This window comes from Klebsiella variicola (assembly GCF_000828055.2).
In the GTDB taxonomy this organism is placed as follows: domain Bacteria; phylum Pseudomonadota; class Gammaproteobacteria; order Enterobacterales; family Enterobacteriaceae; genus Klebsiella; species Klebsiella variicola.
Genome location: NZ_CP010523.2, coordinates 2,242,071 through 2,257,336, shown reverse-complemented (window position 1 = coordinate 2,257,336; position 15,266 = coordinate 2,242,071). Strand labels below are relative to the sequence as shown.

The window sequence follows — 15,266 nt, the reverse complement described above, 5'->3', positions numbered from 1 at the left end:
AGCGCGCCTCAGGCCTCGCGCAGGATCCACGAATACTGAAAGCTCTTCGGCGCCGGAAAATGGGTCCGGCGTCGGTAGGAGCCCAGCGACTGCGGGGTGCAGTAGGTGCAACTCCCCAGCCATTCAACGCTCGCCGGCGACACTCCCGCCTCTGCGAAGATCGCTTCGGCAAAGGCGCGCAGATCAAACCACAGATTATCGCTGCCGCGTGCGGCGGCTTTGAGCGGATCGCTGACCGGGCCCGAACGGGAATGAAACAGCCGCTGGCGATGGCGGGCCACCCGATCACCGCCGGGCTGGTCCAGCAGTTGCTGATAAAATCCGGCGGAGACTTCGTAACAGCAAGGGTGAATATGCGGCCCCACGGCGATGACCAGATCGGCCAATGCCACCCCCTGCTGGCGAAAACAGGCCAGACTATTATCGACAATGCCGCTGACCAGCCCCTGCCAGCCGGCATGCACGCTGCAGACGGAGCGACCGTCGCGCGAGGCGATCAGCATCGGCAGACAGTCGGCGGTCACCACCCCCACCTTTTGCCCGGCTACCGCGGTAAACACCGCGTCGGCGTGCGGGCGCGTCGGCAGCGGCTGCTGATAATGATGAACCTCATTACCATGCACCAGCTTCACCGGAGCCAGCTCGGCATAGGGAAAGGCGGCGGTTTCGTGGACATCGAGAAAAGCGTGGCGGATGCCAGGGATAGCATTGAGCAAACGGGAGGTGTAAGCCATAGGGACGATAAGCGTCAGGGAATGATGTCTTACCATAGGCCAGGTGACGCGGACAGGCAAGGCGGCGGCCCGGCATTTTTTTGCCAGACCGCCGGATGCGTCTCAGACAATCGCGGCGCGCTGCTGACGATGCATCAGCCAGAACACCGCCACGCCGGCCAGCACAATGCCGGGCGCCGAGGCCGCCATCACCCCGATGGTGCCGGTGCCGAGGGCCAGCATCTTGCCGGCCAGCAGCGGGCCGCTCATTGCGCCAAGACGGCCCACCGCCACGGCGGTGCCGACCCCGGTGGCGCGGATCGCTGCGGGGTAAAAAAGCGGCGCCAGGGCATAGAGTACGCTCTGGCCGCCGGTGGCGAACAGCCCGGCGACAAACCCCGCCAGCAGCATTCCGTTTAGCGACGACGCGCTGCCCAGCGCCAGCAGGGAAGCCAGAATCCCGCTGTAGATCAGGAGCGACATCCGCAGCGGGGTGAGCTTATCCATTAGCGCTCCCAGCAGCAGCGTGCCGCAGGCGGCGCCGATCTGCAGAGAGAACATCACCCCCGCCGCCTGGCTGGCGCGGAATCCCTGGCCCACCAGCAGCATCGGCAGCCAGTTGATCAGCATATAGACCACCAGCAGGGTGAAAAAATAACCCAGCCACAACAGCAGGGTGGCGGCGGCATGCCCTGGGGCAAACAGGGTGCGCAGCGGCACGCTGGCCTCCGCGCGCTGAAACGCCTGCGACTCCGGTAGCCAGCGCATCAGCAGCGGGATCAGCAGTAACGGGACCACGCCGCCAATCCAGAAAATAGTCTGCCAGGCCGCGGCGAGACCGGAAAAGCCCAGCGCTGCCGCCAGCGCGGCGCCAATGGGTACGCCGCAGTACATCAGGCTTACCGCCCGGCCGCGGAAGCGTGAGCCAGCGGCTTCCGAGGTTAAGGCAATCAGGTTAGGCAATGCCGCCCCGAGCCCGACGCCGGTGAGCAGGCGCGCCAGCAGCAGCGTCGGGAAGCTCCATGCCACCGCGGTGGCCAGCGAGAACAGGCCAAACAGCAGCACCGACCCCAGCAGAATGCGCTTGCGCCCGTGGCGGTCCGCCAGCATGCCGCCCACCAGCGCGCCAGGCAGCAGGCCGAGGATCCCGGCGCTGAAGATCCAGCCCATCTGCATTTTATCCAGCGCAAAGGCCTGCGCCATGCCGACGGCGGCGATCCCCGCCGCCTGCAGATCCAGCCCTTCCATCAGGGCCACCATAAAACAGAGCCCGATGGTAACCACCAGGCGCGAGGGGTTTGCAGTCGTTATCTTGGTCATAGGGTACCTTGGCGATAGCCGAACAAACGGAGCAGGTGACTGGCGGCTGATGCTTTGTCAGCCGCACGTTTTTCGTTATTTATTGCGGTTCAGCAGATCCAGCGCGACGTCGACGATCATATCCTCCTGACCGCCGACCATCCGCCGCTTGCCCAGCTCGACGAGAATATCCACCGCGCTGAGGCCATAGCGCTCGGCCGCCGCTTCGCTGTGGCGCAGGAAGCTGGAGTAGACCCCGGCGTAGCCCAGCGCCAGCGTTTCGCGGTCGACACGCACCGGGCGGTCCTGCAACGGCCGCACCAGCTCATCGGCCGCGTTCATCAGGTCGTAGAGATCGGTGCCATGCTGCCAGCCGAGCTTGTCGGCGGCGGCAATAAATACCTCCAGCGGCGCATTGCCCGCCCCCGCCCCCATCCCGGCCAGGCTGGCGTCAATGCGATCGCACCCCTCTTCCACCGCGACGATCGAGTTCGCCACCCCGAGGCTCAGGTTATGGTGGGCATGCATCCCGGTGGCGGTCTCCGGCTTCAGCACCGCCTTCAGGGCACGGAAACGGTCGCGAATGTCGTTCATGTTCATCGCCCCGCCGGAATCCACCACATAGATACAGGTCGCGCCATAAGATTCCATCTTCAGCGCCTGCTGCGCCAGTGCCTGCGGGGAGATCATATGGCTCATCATCAGAAAACCGACGGTGTCCATTCCCAGCTCGCGGGCAAAGGCAATATGTTGCGCCGCGACGTCTGCTTCGCTGCAGTGGGTGGCGACCCGCACCACCCGCGCTCCGGCCTGATACGCCGCTTTCAGATCGTGCAGCGTGCCGATGCCCGGCAGCAGCAAGGTGGCGATTTTCGCCTGGCTGACCGCCTCCGCCGCCGCTTCAATCCACGCGATGTCGCTGTGAGCGCCAAAGCCGTAGTTGAAGCTGGATCCCTGCAGGCCATCGCCATGGGCCACTTCGATGGAGTCGACCCCAGCCTTATCCAGCGCGCCGGCGATCTGCTGCACCTGCGCCAGGGAATACTGGTGACGAATGGCGTGCATGCCATCGCGCAGCGTCACGTCCGAGATATAAAGTTTTTTACCGTTCATGCTGTCGCTCCCGCCGCGCTGTGCATTGCCCCGGCCATTTGCTCCGCCGTCGCCAGCGCCGCCGAGGTCATAATATCGAGGTTGCCCGCGTACGCTGGCAGATAGTGCGCCGCTCCTTCCACTTCGAGGTAAACCGCGGTTTTCAGGCCGGAAAAACAGCCGACGCCGGGCAGGTTGACCGGCTTATCCTCGGGGATAACCTCAAACTGCACCTGCTGCTTCAGCCGGTAGCCTGGGACGTAAGCCTGCACTGCCGCCGCCATTTCGGCGATCGAGGCGGCAATCGCCTCCTGCGACGCCAGCTCGCTCAGTACGTAGACGGTATCGCGCATCATCAGCGGCGGCTCCGCCGGGTTCAGTACAATAATCGCTTTGCCCTTGCCCGCGCCGCCGACTTTTTCAATCGCCTGCGAGGTGGTTTCGGTAAATTCGTCAATATTGGCCCGAGTGCCCGGTCCGGCGGATTGGCTGGCGATCGAGGCCACGATCTCCGCGTAATGCACCTTCGCCACTCGCGAGACCGCGGCGACCATTGGGATGGTCGCCTGCCCGCCGCAGGTCACCATATTGACGTTGCCCTGATGGAGATTGGCCGCGAGGTTGACCACCGGTACGCAGTACGGGCCAATCGCCGCCGGCGTCAGGTCGATGACGCGGATCCCCGGCTTCGCTTCGCGCAGCGCGGCATCGTTTTTGATGTGCGCCCCGGCGCTGGTGGCGTCAAAAACAAAATCGATGTCGGCAAATTCCGCCATCTGCATCAGGCCGCCCACCCCTTCGTGGGTGGTCGCGACGCCCATGCGCCGGGCGCGGGCCAGGCCATCCGACTGCGGGTCGATGCCGACCATCACCGTCATCTCCAGATGCTGGCCGTGGCGCAGGATTTTAATCATTAAATCGGTGCCGATATTCCCGGAGCCGATAATGGCGACTTTACGTTTACGCATCACGATGTCCTTCTCCGGCGGCGACGAAGCGTGCCGCAACTGAGCCAATACCTTCGATATGGGCGACAAAGCTGTCCCCCTCGTTAATCGCCACCATCGGGCCTAACGCCCCGGTCAGCACGATATCCCCCGCCCGCAGCGGTTCGCCGAGACTCGCCAGCTTGCGCGCCAGCCAGACTGCGGCGTTCAGCGGATGCCCCAGGCACTCGCTGCCGCGACCGCTGGAGACCAGCTCCTGGTTGCGGGTCATGTGCATGGCGCACTGCTTCAGATCCAGTCCTGCCGGGCGCTGCGCTGGGCCGCCAATGACGTACAGGCCGCAGGAGGCGTTATCGGCGACGGTGTCGACAAAGCCGATTGACCAGTCGCGAATGCGGCTGCCCACCACCTCCAGCGCCGGCAGCACCCATTCGATGGCGTTATACAGCTCATCAAAGGTGGTATCGGCATGCGGCAGATCCTGCTTCAACACCAGGGCGATCTCGGCTTCCACTTTGGGCTGCAGCACGCGGCCAAACGGCACCTCGGCGTTGTCGCCGTAGCACATGTCGGCAAACAGGGTGCCGAAATCCGGCTGGTTGACCCCCAGCTGCTGCTGCACTTTGGGATGGGTCAGGCCCACCTTGCGGCCCACTACCCGCCGGCCATGGGCCACGTGGTGCTGGACGTTCAGACGCTGGATGGCATAGGCGGCGTCGGCATTGTCGACGCCGAGGATATCGCGCAGCGGGGCGATCGCCTGGCCGGTCTGTTCCGCGTCGCGCAGCTGCCGGGCCAGCGCGTCAAGAGAAAAAGTCATCATTTACTCCTTAAGCCCGTGCGAGGAAATTGAGCACCAGCTGATTAAAACTGTCGGCATGTTCCCACTGCGCCCAGTGGCCGCAGTCGCGGTAAATATGCAGTTCCGAACCGGCGATCCCAGCGAGCAGGCGCAGCCCGGCGTCCATCGGCACGAAGCGGTCGTTGCGTCCCCAGACGATCAGGGTTGGCGCGGTGATTTCGCCCAGCCGCGGGCCAAAGTCAGGAAACTGCTTCGGGTTGGCTTCGAGGCTCTTGACGAAGTTGTCCAGATGGTCGCGGCGCGACAGCATATTGTTGAGACGCGCCTCGAACAGCGCCTCGGTGAGGTCGCGGGTGTCGAAGACGAAGATGCTCATCATCTTCTTCAGGTTTTCTATGGTCGGCTCGCGGTACAGGGCGTTCAGCAGCTTGATGCCCTCCGTCGGCATCGGCGTAAACAGGCTCATGCCGCCGGTCCCCCCGCCCATCAGCACCAGCTTCGCCACCCGCTCCGGCCAGCTCAGAGTGAAGGCCACCGCGCTATGGCCGCCCATCGAGTTGCCCAGCAGATGGACTTTATCGATCCCCAGCTGATCGACCACGCTTTTCAGAATCCGGGCGTTGAGGTCCGAACGCGAGCCGCTGTTGACGATAGCATCGCTTTTGCCCCACCCCGGACAGTCGAGGAGCAGCACGCGATAGCCCGCCTCGACCAGCGGGTCAATGTTACGGCTGAAGTTGGCCCAGCCGGTGGCCCCCGGCCCGGAGCCGTGCAGCATGACCACGGTCTCTTTCCCGTCGCCGCAGTCATTGATATGGATGCGCAGCGTGCGGCCCTCCTCGTCGACATTGAGGAATCGGCTGGTGGCGGCTTCGGTTTGCGGTTGATAGCTCATGTTAGTCTCCCGGTTAATCAAATCTCGGTGGTGGCGCTCAGCGAGCCGAACCCGGCGATCCACTCGGGGATCGGCCGGTAATAGCGGCCCTCACTGCGCCAGCGGCCAAAAGCGGATAGCGCGGCAAAAGCGGCCACCCAGGTCTTAATTTCGTGCGTCGATTTCCCGGCCATCGCCGACAGCTCGTCGTTGCCGATCGCATCCAGCTCCGCCAGCCGCCCCTGCTCCAGCAGGCTCATAAAGCGGTTGTCCCAGACCGGGTTGAGGGGATGGAGCGAATGCGGATCTTCGGTAAACCGTCTGGCGGCGTTGATCACCCGCTGCTGGCGCCGTTCGCGTTCGTCCGGCGGCAGCTGTTTTCCGCCGCCGAGCAGGCGATCGCGGAGATGGGCGTCGGCTTTCGCCAGCTCCGGCACCGGCGGCTGGTGCGAGAGTCCGCCCGAGCCGAGGATCAGCACCCGCTTATTGAGGGTATTGAGAAAGCGGCCCATCGCCTCGCCCAGCAGCCGGGTACGTTGAAAACCCGGCAGCGGCGCGGCGACGCCGTTAATAAACACCGGCAGCACCGGCAGGCGGTCCAGGCCACCCAGCAGAAACTCCAGCGGCTGGGCGAAGCCATGGTCCACCTGCATGTTGTACGACACCGCCAGGTCGATACCGCTGTTGATGACCGCGTGGGCGCAGGCTTCCGCCAGCTCGGTCGGCACCGGCAGGTCGCCGGCGGCGCTGGCGAAGTCGCCAATGGCGGTGGCGCCGACGCCGAGGCAGAACGGCGGCATCACGTCATAGAAAAAACCGTTGTAGTGATCGGGAGCGAAGAGCACCACCAGCTCGGGCTCGAAAGCGGCGATCCGCCGCCGGGCGTCAGCAATCACCCCGTTCACTTCATCAAGGACCGCCTGCTCCGGGTCCACGAATCCCACCAACGGAGTGTGGGAGAGACAGTGCAAATAGGCATCCATATCAGGCCACCTTCTCTTCAGTGCGGGCGGTATCCCCGGTTGCGAGGGTCATTTTTTCCGCCAGGGCGGTCAGCTGTGCGCCGAGGGTCTGCGGGATGGCGAGAGCGGCGACAAAGCGGTCCGGTCTGACCACGGCAATGGCGGTGTTATGCTGAGCAAACCAGCTCTTCAGGCGATTTTGCGTATCGCCTACCCGCAGCGTGCCGGGGGCGTTATCCTGCTCGCGATGGATCTGCACCTCCGGCACCACCTGGATAAAGCGCACGCCAATCGCGCGCCAGCGGGCGATCTGCCCGGCTTCGAGCCCCCACTGCGGGTTGCAGCCCCAGCCGATAATGGCGAAATTCGCGCCGATGACGTCGTCGAGCAGCACGCTCTCGCCGCTCTCCAGCGTCACCTGCGGTTGAATAAACATTTTGCCCACCGGCGAGGTCTTGCCGGCGGCGTCGATCAGCAGCGCCCCCTCGCGGTACTGCGGCATCGGCTTAAAGCGCATTTCGAGGAAGTAGCGCTTCACCGGCGGCAGGTAGTTCAGCAGCCAGGAGAGACCGTCGCGCACGGCCCCCTGCCAACGCTTCGGCGGCGCCAGCACGTGGCCGGCGGTGACCGACAGATCAATCATCGCTTTCGCGTGGTCGCGGCGCTCCTGCTGATAGCTGTCGAGCAGCGCCTCTCCCGCTTTACCGTTGACCACCAGCGCCAGCTTCCACGCCAGGTTGAAGGCGTCGCGCATGCCGCTGTTGTATCCCTGCCCCTGCCAGACCGGCATGATGTGCGCCGCGTCGCCGGCCAGCAGCACCCGGTCAATGCGAAAGCGCTCGGCAAGGCGGGCATTATGGGTGTAGACCCGCTGGCGGATCAGCTCGACGCGGTCCGGGTCCGGCAGCACTTTGCTCAGCAGACGACGCATATTGTGCGGCTCGCTGAGCTGGGCTTCGGTTTCTCCGGGCATCACCATAAATTCAAAGCGGCGCACGCCATGGGGCAGCGCGGCGGAAACGTAGGGTCGCACCGGGTCGCAGCACAGGTAAACGTGCGGGGTGGCCAGCGGGTCGTTAGCGATATCGATGACGATCCACTGATTCGGCGCGGTCTTGCCTTCGAAGGGGACGTTCAGCGTACGACGAATAAAGCTGGCGCCGCCGTCGCAGGCCACCAGCCAGTCCGCGCGCACCGTCTCCCGCTCGCCGTCCGGTCCTTTAAGATTTAACGTGACACCGTCACCGTTCTGGCTAAAGGCTTCTACTTCGCGGGAGAAGAGGCAGCGGACCTGCGGGAAACGCTGCAGGCCGTGATACATCACCGCATCGACCTGCGGCTGAATGAAGGCGTTGCGCCGCGACCAGCCAAACTCATCGGTCATCGGCTGGATATCAGCAAAGCAGCGCCCCTTCGGGGTCAGAAAGCGCATGGCGTGCCATGGCGTGGTGTGCGGCAGCACGTCGTTCACCAGCCCTACCGCCTGCATCGCCCGCAGGGATTCATCGTCAATGCCGATGGCCCGCGGGTAATCGATCAGTGTGTCGAGCTTTTCCACCAGCAGCACGCTGATGCCCATCTGGCCAAGGTAGTTGGCCATCATCAGGCCAACCGGACCGGCGCCGGCGATGGCGACCTGAGCGGTATGCTGCACGGCGGGTTGAATATCGGGTGTAGATGTTGTCATTTTCAGCGACCTCACGACTCGGAAACTGCCCGGCTGACAGGCAATTTGTTAATCATGTGTAAACGTATTTTTATAATGGGCTGAGTATAGGGCGGAGGTTTTCGGCTACAATCAAAACATCGCCGAATGTGCACCAGGTGCACAACGCTGTTTATAAAGCATTTTAAGGAAGGATTTATGCGTGACGATGGGTCCACTGAGTACAAAACGGTGCGTGGGTTAAGCCGGGGTTTATTGTTATTAAAATTGTTAAATAAATTCGACGGCGGCGCGACGCCGGGCCTGCTGGCGGAGTTTAGCGGCCTGCATCGCACCACCGTGCGCCGGCTGCTGGAGACGCTGCAGGAGGAGGGTTTTGTCCGCCGCAGCCGCTCCGATGACAGCTTCCGGTTGACCATTAACGTCCGCCAGCTGAGCGATGGATTTCGTGACGAACATTGGATTTCTGCCCTCGCCACGCCGCTGCTCGGCGAGCTGCTGCGCGAGGTGCAATGGCCGACAGACATCACCACCCTCGACGTCGACGCCATGGTGGTGCGCGAGACTACCCACCGCTTCAGCCGACTGTCGTTTCACCGCGCGATGGTCGGACGGCGGCTGCCGCTGTTGCTCACCGCCTCCGGGCTGACGTGGCTGGCCTTTGCCCCCGACGCGGAGCGCGACGCCATCGTCAGCATGCTGGCCGCCCGTCCGGAAGCTGAGTATCAGCTGGCCCGCGAACCGGAACGGCTGGCGGCGATCCTCGCCCGCACCCGCCAGAACGGCTATGGCGAAAACTTCCGCGGCTGGCAGCAGGAGGAGAAAATCGCCTCCATCGCCGTGCCGGTCAGCAGCCAGCAGCGGGTTATCGGCTGCCTGAATCTGGTCTATATCGCCAGCGCGATGACCATTGAGCAGGCGGCGCAGAAGCATCTTTCCGCCCTGCAGAGGGTGGCGAGTCAGATAGAGGCCCGCATGGAAGAGGAAGAAGTGTGGTACGAAATGCCTTGATCGTGATGAGGGTAAATGCGATCACCCATTGCGCCCGGCTTCGTTATATAATTTAATACATAACGAATTTTTCACGCCATTCGGGCCACACCATGTCAAAACACCCCTTACTGCTGGGCCTGACGCTGCTCAGCGCCAGCCTGTTCACCGGCCAGGCCTTCGCCGACCGCACCGTCACCGACCAGCTGGGTCGCCAGGTCACGCTCCCCGACCACATCACCCGCGTCGTGGTTCTGCAACATCAGACGCTCAACCTGCTGGTGCAACTGCATGCCGCCGAGGATATCGTCGGCGTCTTAAGCAGCTGGCAGAAACAGCTCGGGCCGCAGTTCGCCCGCTTTATGCCTGAGATCGGGCAGCTGGCGACCCCGGGCGATCTCACCCAGGTCAATATTGAAAGCCTGCTGGCGCTGCGTCCGCAGGTGGTTTTTGTCGCCAACTATGCGCCGCCGGCGATGATCGCGCAGATCCAACAGGCCGGGATCCCGGTGGTGGCCATCTCGCTGCGCCAGGACGCCGCCGGGGAAAAAAATAAAATGAACCCCACCATGGCTGACGAAGAGCAGGCCTATAACGCCGGGCTGGTGGAGGGGATCCGCCTTATCGGCGAGGTCGTCGAGCGCCAGCCCGAGGCCGAGGCGCTGATTCACTACACCTTTGCGGCGCGCAAAAAAGCCAATGCGCCGGTGGCCGATATTCCACCGAACCAGCGGGTGCGGGTGTATATGGCCAACCCCGATCTGAATACCTACGGCGCCGGTAAATACACCGGGCTGATGATGGCGCACGCCGGGGCGCTGAACGTGGCGGCCGCCAGCGTAAAAGGCGCCCGTCAGGTGTCGCTGGAGCAGGTGCTGGAGTGGAACCCGCAGGTGATCTTCGTCCAGGACCGTTATCCGCAGGTGGTCAAACAGATAGAGAACGACCCGCAGTGGCAGGCGATCGATGCGGTGAAACACCACCGCGTGTGGCTGATGCCGGAGTACGCCAAAGCCTGGGGTTACCCGATGCCGGAGGCCCTGGCGCTGGGCGAGCTGTGGATGGCGAAAAAACTCTATCCTTCGCGCTACCAGAGCATCGATGTGGACAGTAAAGCCAGGGATTACTATCAGCGTTTTTACCGCGTGGCGTGGACGTCAGATGCGCGCTAACCACCATCCCTGGCGGTTGCAGGGTAGCCTGGCGCTGGCGACGCTGGCGATCGCGGTCGCCTCGCTCTGTTTCGGCCAGTACCCGTTAAGCCTGCGCGCCGTTGGCCACACCCTGGTCCATTTGCCGCCAGGTGAAGGGGTGATCGGGCAGATCGTCTGGTCGGTTCGCCTGCCGCGCGTGGTCATGGCTCTGCTGGCCGGGGGCGCGCTGGGGCTGTGCGGCGCCACCTTGCAGGGCGTGTTCCAGAACCCGCTGGTGGACCCGCACATCATCGGGGTGACCGCCGGCTCCGCCTTCGGCGGCACGCTGGCGATCCTGTTGGGCGTCGGCGGTCTGCTGATGATGGCCTCGACCTTTTTCTTCGGCCTCATCGCGCTGGGGCTGATTTACGCCCTCGCCGCCCTGCAGGGGCGGGACAGCACGCTGGGGCTGATTCTGTCCGGGATCATTCTCAGCGGCTTCTTCGCCGCGCTGGTCAGCCTGATGCAGTACCTCGCCGATAGCGAAGAGACGTTACCGAACATTGTTTTCTGGCTGCTCGGCAGCTTCGCGACCGCCAGCTGGCATAAGGTTCTGCTTATGTCCCTGCCCATGGCGCTAGCCGCCGGGGTGCTGTGGAAGCTGCGCTGGCGTATCAACCTGCTGGCGCTGGAGGAACGCGATGCCCGCAGTCTTGGCGTTCCGGTGGCCGCGCTGCGTCGCGGCGTGCTGGTGTGCTGTGCAGTGCTGGTGGCAGCCCAGGTGGCGGTCAGCGGCAGCATCGCCTGGATGGGGCTGGTGGTCCCGCACCTCGCCCGTCTGCTGGTGGGCGCTGACCATCGTCGCCTGCTGCCCACCGCCTTCTGGCTTGGCGCCGCGCTGATGCTGGTGGTGGACGATCTGGCGCGCACGCTGACCCAGGCGGAAATCCCGATCGGGATCATCACTGCCCTGCTCGGGGCGCCGCTGTTTACCTTTTTACTGGTGCAATCCCGGCGCCGGAGTACCGCCCGATGAACAGCTCATTATCGCTGGAAGCGCTACGCTACGGCCACCGTCAGCCGCTCTTCGCCCCGCTCACGCTGACCTGCCGGCCCGGTGAGATCTGGGCGGTGCTGGGCGCCAATGGCCGGGGAAAAAGTACCCTGCTGGACACCCTGACCGGCGTGTTGCCGCCGCTGGGCGGCCAGGTGCAGTGCGAGGGGGGCATCGCCCTGGTCCCGCAGTCGTTTCGTCCCGCTTTTCGCTGGCGCGTGAGCGATGTGGTGCTGATGGGCCGCGCCCGTCATGTGGATCTCTTTGCCCAGCCTGGCGAGGAGGATGCCCGGCGGGTTGAGAACGCGCTGGCGCAGCTGGGGATTGCCGCCCTGGCCGGGGATGACTTCGGCGCCCTCTCCGGCGGCCAGCAGCAGCTGGTGCTGATTGCCCGCGCGCTGGTCAGCGCCAGCCAGAATATCCTGCTGGATGAGCCCTGCTCGGCGCTGGACCTCGGTAACCAGCAGGTGGTATTGCAGCTGATCGGCGACCTCGCTCACCGCCAGGCACGCACCGTCCTGTTCACCACCCATGATCCAAACCATGCGCTGCAGGTGGCCAGCCATACGCTGCTGCTTCTGCCGGAGGGCCAGTGGCTGGCAGGCGAGACCGCCGACGTGCTGAGCGAAACGCACCTCCGGCAAGCGTACGGCCTGCCGGTACGTCTGATCTACCATCCAGCGTCCGCGTCCCCTCTGCTGGCGCCGGGGTTTACTCTGCGTCGCTGAACGGCATAAAACCCGCCTGCCGGAGATACCTCTGGCCAACGTCGCCGAGGATAAAGCGATACAGGGCCAGCGCGGCGGGATCCGCCCTGAGACGCGCCAGCTGGTAATCGCAGCGAATATTCCACGGCGCCGGGATGGTCAGGGTACGCAGATCGTCGCAGGCGGCCAGCGCGGGGCCATAGTGCGCGTAGCCGATAAACAGATCCGCCAGATTCTGGCGAATAAGCCACGCGCCGGCTATCTCGCCCGGCGGCACGCTCAGTGAGTCTCTGCCGCCGACCCGCGGCTGCGCCCGCCCGGCTATCGCGTTGCCCAACCCAGGATAGTGCGCCTCAATTCGGGCAAACAGTTGCCAGGTATAATCTCCCGACGGATCGCATCCCGGCGTGGAGGTCGCCAGCCGCAGGCGGGGCGTGCTGAGCAGCGCCAGCCAGTCCAGGCCATCGTTGTCCGGCGACCGCCGGGCGGTCAGCATCAGCTGGTTGCCGGCAAATCCCTGGCATTCCTGCGCCAGACCGGCCTGCAGCAGCGCCTGCGGGTGCGCCGCGTTGGCGGACGCAAAAACCGCGCACGGCGCCCCGGCCTCGATCCGCTCGCGCAGCAGGCCGGCAGGGCCAAACTGCGCATCGACCGCCAGGCCAGTGTGCTGCTGAAAGTGCGCCACCAGCGGCAGGAAAGCGCTTCTCAGGCTTCCCGCCGCCAGCAGCGTGAGAGGAGTGGACATCATAGATAGTCGCTATAAACCGGATAATATAACGCTATATTACCCGGTTTGCCGTCGCGTCAGTAGCGAATTTCCGCCAGCGCGCGCAGCTGCTCGGGGGTGGCTACCGGCAGGTCGAAAAAGCGCAGATAAGCGGGGATCATTTCAAACAACATGTCGGTCCCGCGCTGGATATGGCACTGTCGCGCCTGAGCGGCCCTCAGCAGCGGGGTGTACTCCTGGGTCATCACCACCTCCCCCACCCAGGTGCCTGGCGCCAGACGGTCAACGTCCAGCGGCAGCGGATCGCTGGCCTTCATCCCCAGCGGGGTGGCATTGACCACCAGCTCGTGTCCGACAGGATCGTGCTGCATCAGGGTGATATCGAGCAGCGGATAGTGCTGATGCAGCCGTCCGGCGAGGGCGTGCGCCACCTCGGGCCGGGTATCGTACAGGGTCAGGGCGCTGACTCCCGCCGCGGCGAGGGAGGCGGCGATAGCCGACCCCACCCCGCCGCTGCCGACCACCAGCGCCCGCGTCCCCTGCGGATTAAACCCTTTACGACGCAGGCCCAGCACAAAGCCGTCGCCATCGAACATATCCCCGCTCAGGTTACCGTCGGCCTCGCGACGGATGGCGTTGCAGGCGCCGGCGATGGCCGCCGTCGGGCTCAGGCGCTGGACCAGATCGCAGGTGGCGATTTTATGCGGCATCGTCACCAGCGCGCCGATGATGTTGGTCATCGTAAACAGCGGCGGAATAAACGCGGCGTAGTCCTCCGGCCTGACCCCCATCGGCACCACCTTCACGTCCACCTGCTGGTCGACGAACCACGGGTTATAGATCATCGGCGCCTTAAAACTGGCGGTCGGATAGCCAAGGTGCGCTATCAGCCGCGTATTTCCACTAATCACCATGCCTTGCTCCTTTGCTTACTGCGATAACTCGATACGTTTGACGTCGCCGAGGATAAACAGATAGGCCACCACGCCCAGCAGCGCGGCGCCGCCGATGTAGATCAACGCGTAGAAGAAATTGCCGAACCCGGCAACGATAAAGCCGATCACCAGCGGGGTGAGGATCCCCGCGAGGTTGGCGCAGAAGTTAAACAGGCCGCCGGTCAGGCCGCCTAGCCCCTTCGGGGCAATATCGGAGATCAGCGTCCAGCCAAGCCCCACCATTCCCTGACCAAAAAAGGCAAACGACATCACCAGGATCACCGCCAGGTCGCTCTGCAGCCAGTTGGCGGTGATAATGCAGCTGGCCATCAGCAGACCGGCGACGATCGGCAGCTTACGGCCAAGGTTGGCCGACCCGGTGGCCTTGAGCAGTTTGTCGGAGATCCAGCCGCCAAACATCACCCCGCCCGCGGCGGCGACAAACGGCAGGATGGAGAAGAAGCCCACCTTCAGCCAGGGCATATGCCGCTCGGTGGCCAGCCAGGTCGGGAACCAGGTGAGAAAGAACACCAGCACGGTATTGCCGGCAAACTGGCCGATGCTGGCGCCGATGATCTGCCGTTTGCTCAGCAGTTGGCGGACCAGCGGCCAGCTGAATGCCACCTGCTGGTCCGTCGGGGCGCTCAGGCCGCCGCCGTTTTCGATATGCTCGCGCTCCTGCTGGCTGAGGCGCGGATCTTCATGCGGTTCGCGGTAGCAGCGCCACCACACCAGGGCAAACAGAATACCGACCGCGCCGACGCTAACGAACAGCACCCGCCAGCCAAAGCCGTCCATGATCCAGAACAGCAGCGGCGCAAAGCAGGCCAGCCCGAGGTATTCCCCTACCGTGTACACCGCTGTGGCTTTCGCCCGCTCATGCTGCGGGAACCAGGCGCTGACCACCCGGCTGTTGACCGGAAAGCACGGCGCTTCGCTAATGCCGAGTCCGAAGCGGCACAGCAACAGTGTTTTCAGCCCCACCGCCATGCCGTGGAACAGGGTAAACAGCGACCATAGGGTCAGCGACAGAAAATAGGTCACTTTGTTGCCAAAGCGGTCAAGGAACAGCCCGCCGGGGATCTGCGCCAGGGCATAGGTCCAGGCGAAGGCGGAAAAAAGGATACCCATGATCGCCGGGTCGATCCCCAGCTCACCGGTGAGCTTTGGGGCGGCGATCCCCAGCACGGTGCGATCGAGGTAGTTGATCATGGTACCAATGGCCAACAGCGCAAGGATGCCGATGCGCCGCCGGGAGCGGCGCACGGTGACGGCAGGCTGGGCGGCAGCCGTCGGGTTAGGGCTATATGAGCTCATAGTCAGTTCCTGTCTCGGGTACAGAGGATGTTGTTATTGTGTTTAAAG

15 protein-coding genes are annotated in these 15,266 nt (G+C 64.0%); 4 read left to right on the top strand and 11 right to left on the bottom strand.

Annotation, left to right across the window (positions count from 1 at the left end; translation table 11 throughout):
- Positions 1-8: 8 nt before the first annotated feature.
- From SP68_RS10540 to SP68_RS10505, 8 genes are all read right to left on the bottom strand, one after another.
- Positions 9-734, bottom strand: a complete 726-nt coding sequence (locus SP68_RS10540; protein WP_038422708.1) for a purine nucleoside phosphorylase YfiH/LACC1 family protein — start codon at positions 732-734, stop codon at positions 9-11.
- Positions 735-836: 102 nt separating this feature from the next.
- On the bottom strand, positions 837-2,033 hold the full coding sequence (gene mhpT / locus SP68_RS10535; RefSeq protein WP_040968611.1) for a 3-(3-hydroxy-phenyl)propionate transporter MhpT: 1,197 nt from the start codon (positions 2,031-2,033) through the stop codon (positions 837-839).
- A gap of 75 nt (positions 2,034-2,108) precedes the next feature.
- Complete coding sequence (gene mhpE, locus SP68_RS10530; protein WP_032733198.1) at positions 2,109-3,125, bottom strand: 4-hydroxy-2-oxovalerate aldolase; 1,017 nt, start codon at positions 3,123-3,125, stop codon at positions 2,109-2,111.
- Positions 3,122-4,072, bottom strand: a complete 951-nt coding sequence (gene mhpF, locus SP68_RS10525; protein WP_039103795.1) for an acetaldehyde dehydrogenase — start codon at positions 4,070-4,072, stop codon at positions 3,122-3,124. Before mhpF ends, mhpE begins: the two co-directional genes overlap by 4 nt.
- Positions 4,065-4,871, bottom strand: coding sequence for a 2-keto-4-pentenoate hydratase (gene mhpD, locus SP68_RS10520; RefSeq protein ID WP_012967940.1), 807 nt, complete (start codon positions 4,869-4,871; stop codon positions 4,065-4,067). Before mhpD ends, mhpF begins: the two co-directional genes overlap by 8 nt.
- Before the next feature lie 10 nt (positions 4,872-4,881).
- Positions 4,882-5,748: a 2-hydroxy-6-oxonona-2,4-dienedioate hydrolase gene (mhpC, locus tag SP68_RS10515; RefSeq protein WP_023297813.1), complete on the bottom strand. Its 867-nt coding sequence runs from the start codon at positions 5,746-5,748 to the stop codon at positions 4,882-4,884.
- Positions 5,749-5,765: 17 nt separating this feature from the next.
- On the bottom strand, positions 5,766-6,710 hold the full coding sequence (mhpB, locus tag SP68_RS10510; protein WP_023297814.1) for a 2,3-dihydroxyphenylpropionate/2,3-dihydroxicinnamic acid 1,2-dioxygenase: 945 nt from the start codon (positions 6,708-6,710) through the stop codon (positions 5,766-5,768).
- A 1-nt stretch (position 6,711) separates the two neighbouring features.
- The gene (locus SP68_RS10505) at positions 6,712-8,376 is read right to left on the bottom strand and encodes a bifunctional 3-(3-hydroxy-phenyl)propionate/3-hydroxycinnamic acid hydroxylase (RefSeq protein WP_023297815.1); all 1,665 of its coding nucleotides are present in this window, start codon (positions 8,374-8,376) and stop codon (positions 6,712-6,714) included.
- A gap of 177 nt (positions 8,377-8,553) precedes the next feature.
- On the opposite strand from SP68_RS10505, the gene SP68_RS10500 reads away from it, so the two are divergent.
- The 4 genes from SP68_RS10500 to SP68_RS10485 all read left to right on the top strand — a co-directional run bounded on the left by SP68_RS10500 (position 8,554) and on the right by SP68_RS10485 (position 12,260).
- The gene (locus tag SP68_RS10500) at positions 8,554-9,366 is read left to right on the top strand and encodes a DNA-binding transcriptional regulator (RefSeq protein ID WP_040968612.1); all 813 of its coding nucleotides are present in this window, start codon (positions 8,554-8,556) and stop codon (positions 9,364-9,366) included.
- Between the two features lie 92 nt (positions 9,367-9,458).
- Positions 9,459-10,517 carry an ABC transporter substrate-binding protein gene (locus SP68_RS10495; protein ID WP_040968613.1) on the top strand — a complete coding sequence of 353 codons (1,059 nt, stop codon included), beginning with the start codon at positions 9,459-9,461 and terminating at the stop codon, positions 10,515-10,517.
- Entirely contained in the window at positions 10,507-11,514 is a 1,008-nt protein-coding gene (locus tag SP68_RS10490) for a FecCD family ABC transporter permease (RefSeq protein WP_016161290.1), read from the top strand. Before SP68_RS10495 ends, SP68_RS10490 begins: the two co-directional genes overlap by 11 nt.
- The gene (locus SP68_RS10485) at positions 11,511-12,260 is read left to right on the top strand and encodes an ABC transporter ATP-binding protein (protein ID WP_012967936.1); all 750 of its coding nucleotides are present in this window, start codon (positions 11,511-11,513) and stop codon (positions 12,258-12,260) included. Before SP68_RS10490 ends, SP68_RS10485 begins: the two co-directional genes overlap by 4 nt.
- Here the strand turns inward: SP68_RS10485 and SP68_RS10480 are convergent.
- Genes SP68_RS10480 through SP68_RS10470 form a run of 3 tightly spaced genes read right to left on the bottom strand, consistent with a single transcriptional unit; the run spans position 12,244 to position 15,218 of the window.
- Positions 12,244-12,987, bottom strand: coding sequence for a substrate-binding domain-containing protein (locus SP68_RS10480; protein ID WP_023340342.1), 744 nt, complete (start codon positions 12,985-12,987; stop codon positions 12,244-12,246). The genes SP68_RS10485 and SP68_RS10480 overlap by 17 nt on opposite strands.
- Positions 12,988-13,043: 56 nt before the next feature.
- Positions 13,044-13,880: a shikimate dehydrogenase family protein gene (locus SP68_RS10475; RefSeq protein WP_023297820.1), complete on the bottom strand. Its 837-nt coding sequence runs from the start codon at positions 13,878-13,880 to the stop codon at positions 13,044-13,046.
- 15 nt (positions 13,881-13,895) lie between these two features.
- Positions 13,896-15,218, bottom strand: coding sequence for an MFS transporter (locus tag SP68_RS10470; RefSeq protein WP_012541401.1), 1,323 nt, complete (start codon positions 15,216-15,218; stop codon positions 13,896-13,898).
- Positions 15,219-15,266: the final 48 nt, after the last annotated feature.

Bases quoted from the DNA above. Each gene is read 5' to 3' on its own strand.
- mhpB (WP_023297814.1), bottom strand. From the start codon at position 6,710: ATGGATGCCTATTTGCACTGTCTCTCCCACACTCCGTTGGTGGGATTC.
- mhpT (WP_040968611.1), bottom strand. From the start codon at position 2,033: ATGACCAAGATAACGACTGCAAACCCCTCGCGCCTGGTGGTTACCATC.
- mhpF (WP_039103795.1), bottom strand. From the start codon at position 4,072: ATGCGTAAACGTAAAGTCGCCATTATCGGCTCCGGGAATATCGGCACC.
- mhpD (WP_012967940.1), bottom strand. From the start codon at position 4,871: ATGACTTTTTCTCTTGACGCGCTGGCCCGGCAGCTGCGCGACGCGGAA.
- SP68_RS10490 (WP_016161290.1), top strand. From the start codon at position 10,507: ATGCGCGCTAACCACCATCCCTGGCGGTTGCAGGGTAGCCTGGCGCTG.
- mhpC (WP_023297813.1), bottom strand. From the start codon at position 5,748: ATGAGCTATCAACCGCAAACCGAAGCCGCCACCAGCCGATTCCTCAAT.
- SP68_RS10500 (WP_040968612.1), top strand. From the start codon at position 8,554: ATGCGTGACGATGGGTCCACTGAGTACAAAACGGTGCGTGGGTTAAGC.
- SP68_RS10475 (WP_023297820.1), bottom strand. From the start codon at position 13,880: ATGGTGATTAGTGGAAATACGCGGCTGATAGCGCACCTTGGCTATCCG.
- SP68_RS10470 (WP_012541401.1), bottom strand. From the start codon at position 15,218: ATGAGCTCATATAGCCCTAACCCGACGGCTGCCGCCCAGCCTGCCGTC.
- SP68_RS10480 (WP_023340342.1), bottom strand. From the start codon at position 12,987: ATGATGTCCACTCCTCTCACGCTGCTGGCGGCGGGAAGCCTGAGAAGC.
- mhpE (WP_032733198.1), bottom strand. From the start codon at position 3,125: ATGAACGGTAAAAAACTTTATATCTCGGACGTGACGCTGCGCGATGGC.
- SP68_RS10505 (WP_023297815.1), bottom strand. From the start codon at position 8,376: ATGACAACATCTACACCCGATATTCAACCCGCCGTGCAGCATACCGCT.
- SP68_RS10495 (WP_040968613.1), top strand. From the start codon at position 9,459: ATGTCAAAACACCCCTTACTGCTGGGCCTGACGCTGCTCAGCGCCAGC.
- SP68_RS10485 (WP_012967936.1), top strand. From the start codon at position 11,511: ATGAACAGCTCATTATCGCTGGAAGCGCTACGCTACGGCCACCGTCAG.
- SP68_RS10540 (WP_038422708.1), bottom strand. From the start codon at position 734: ATGGCTTACACCTCCCGTTTGCTCAATGCTATCCCTGGCATCCGCCAC.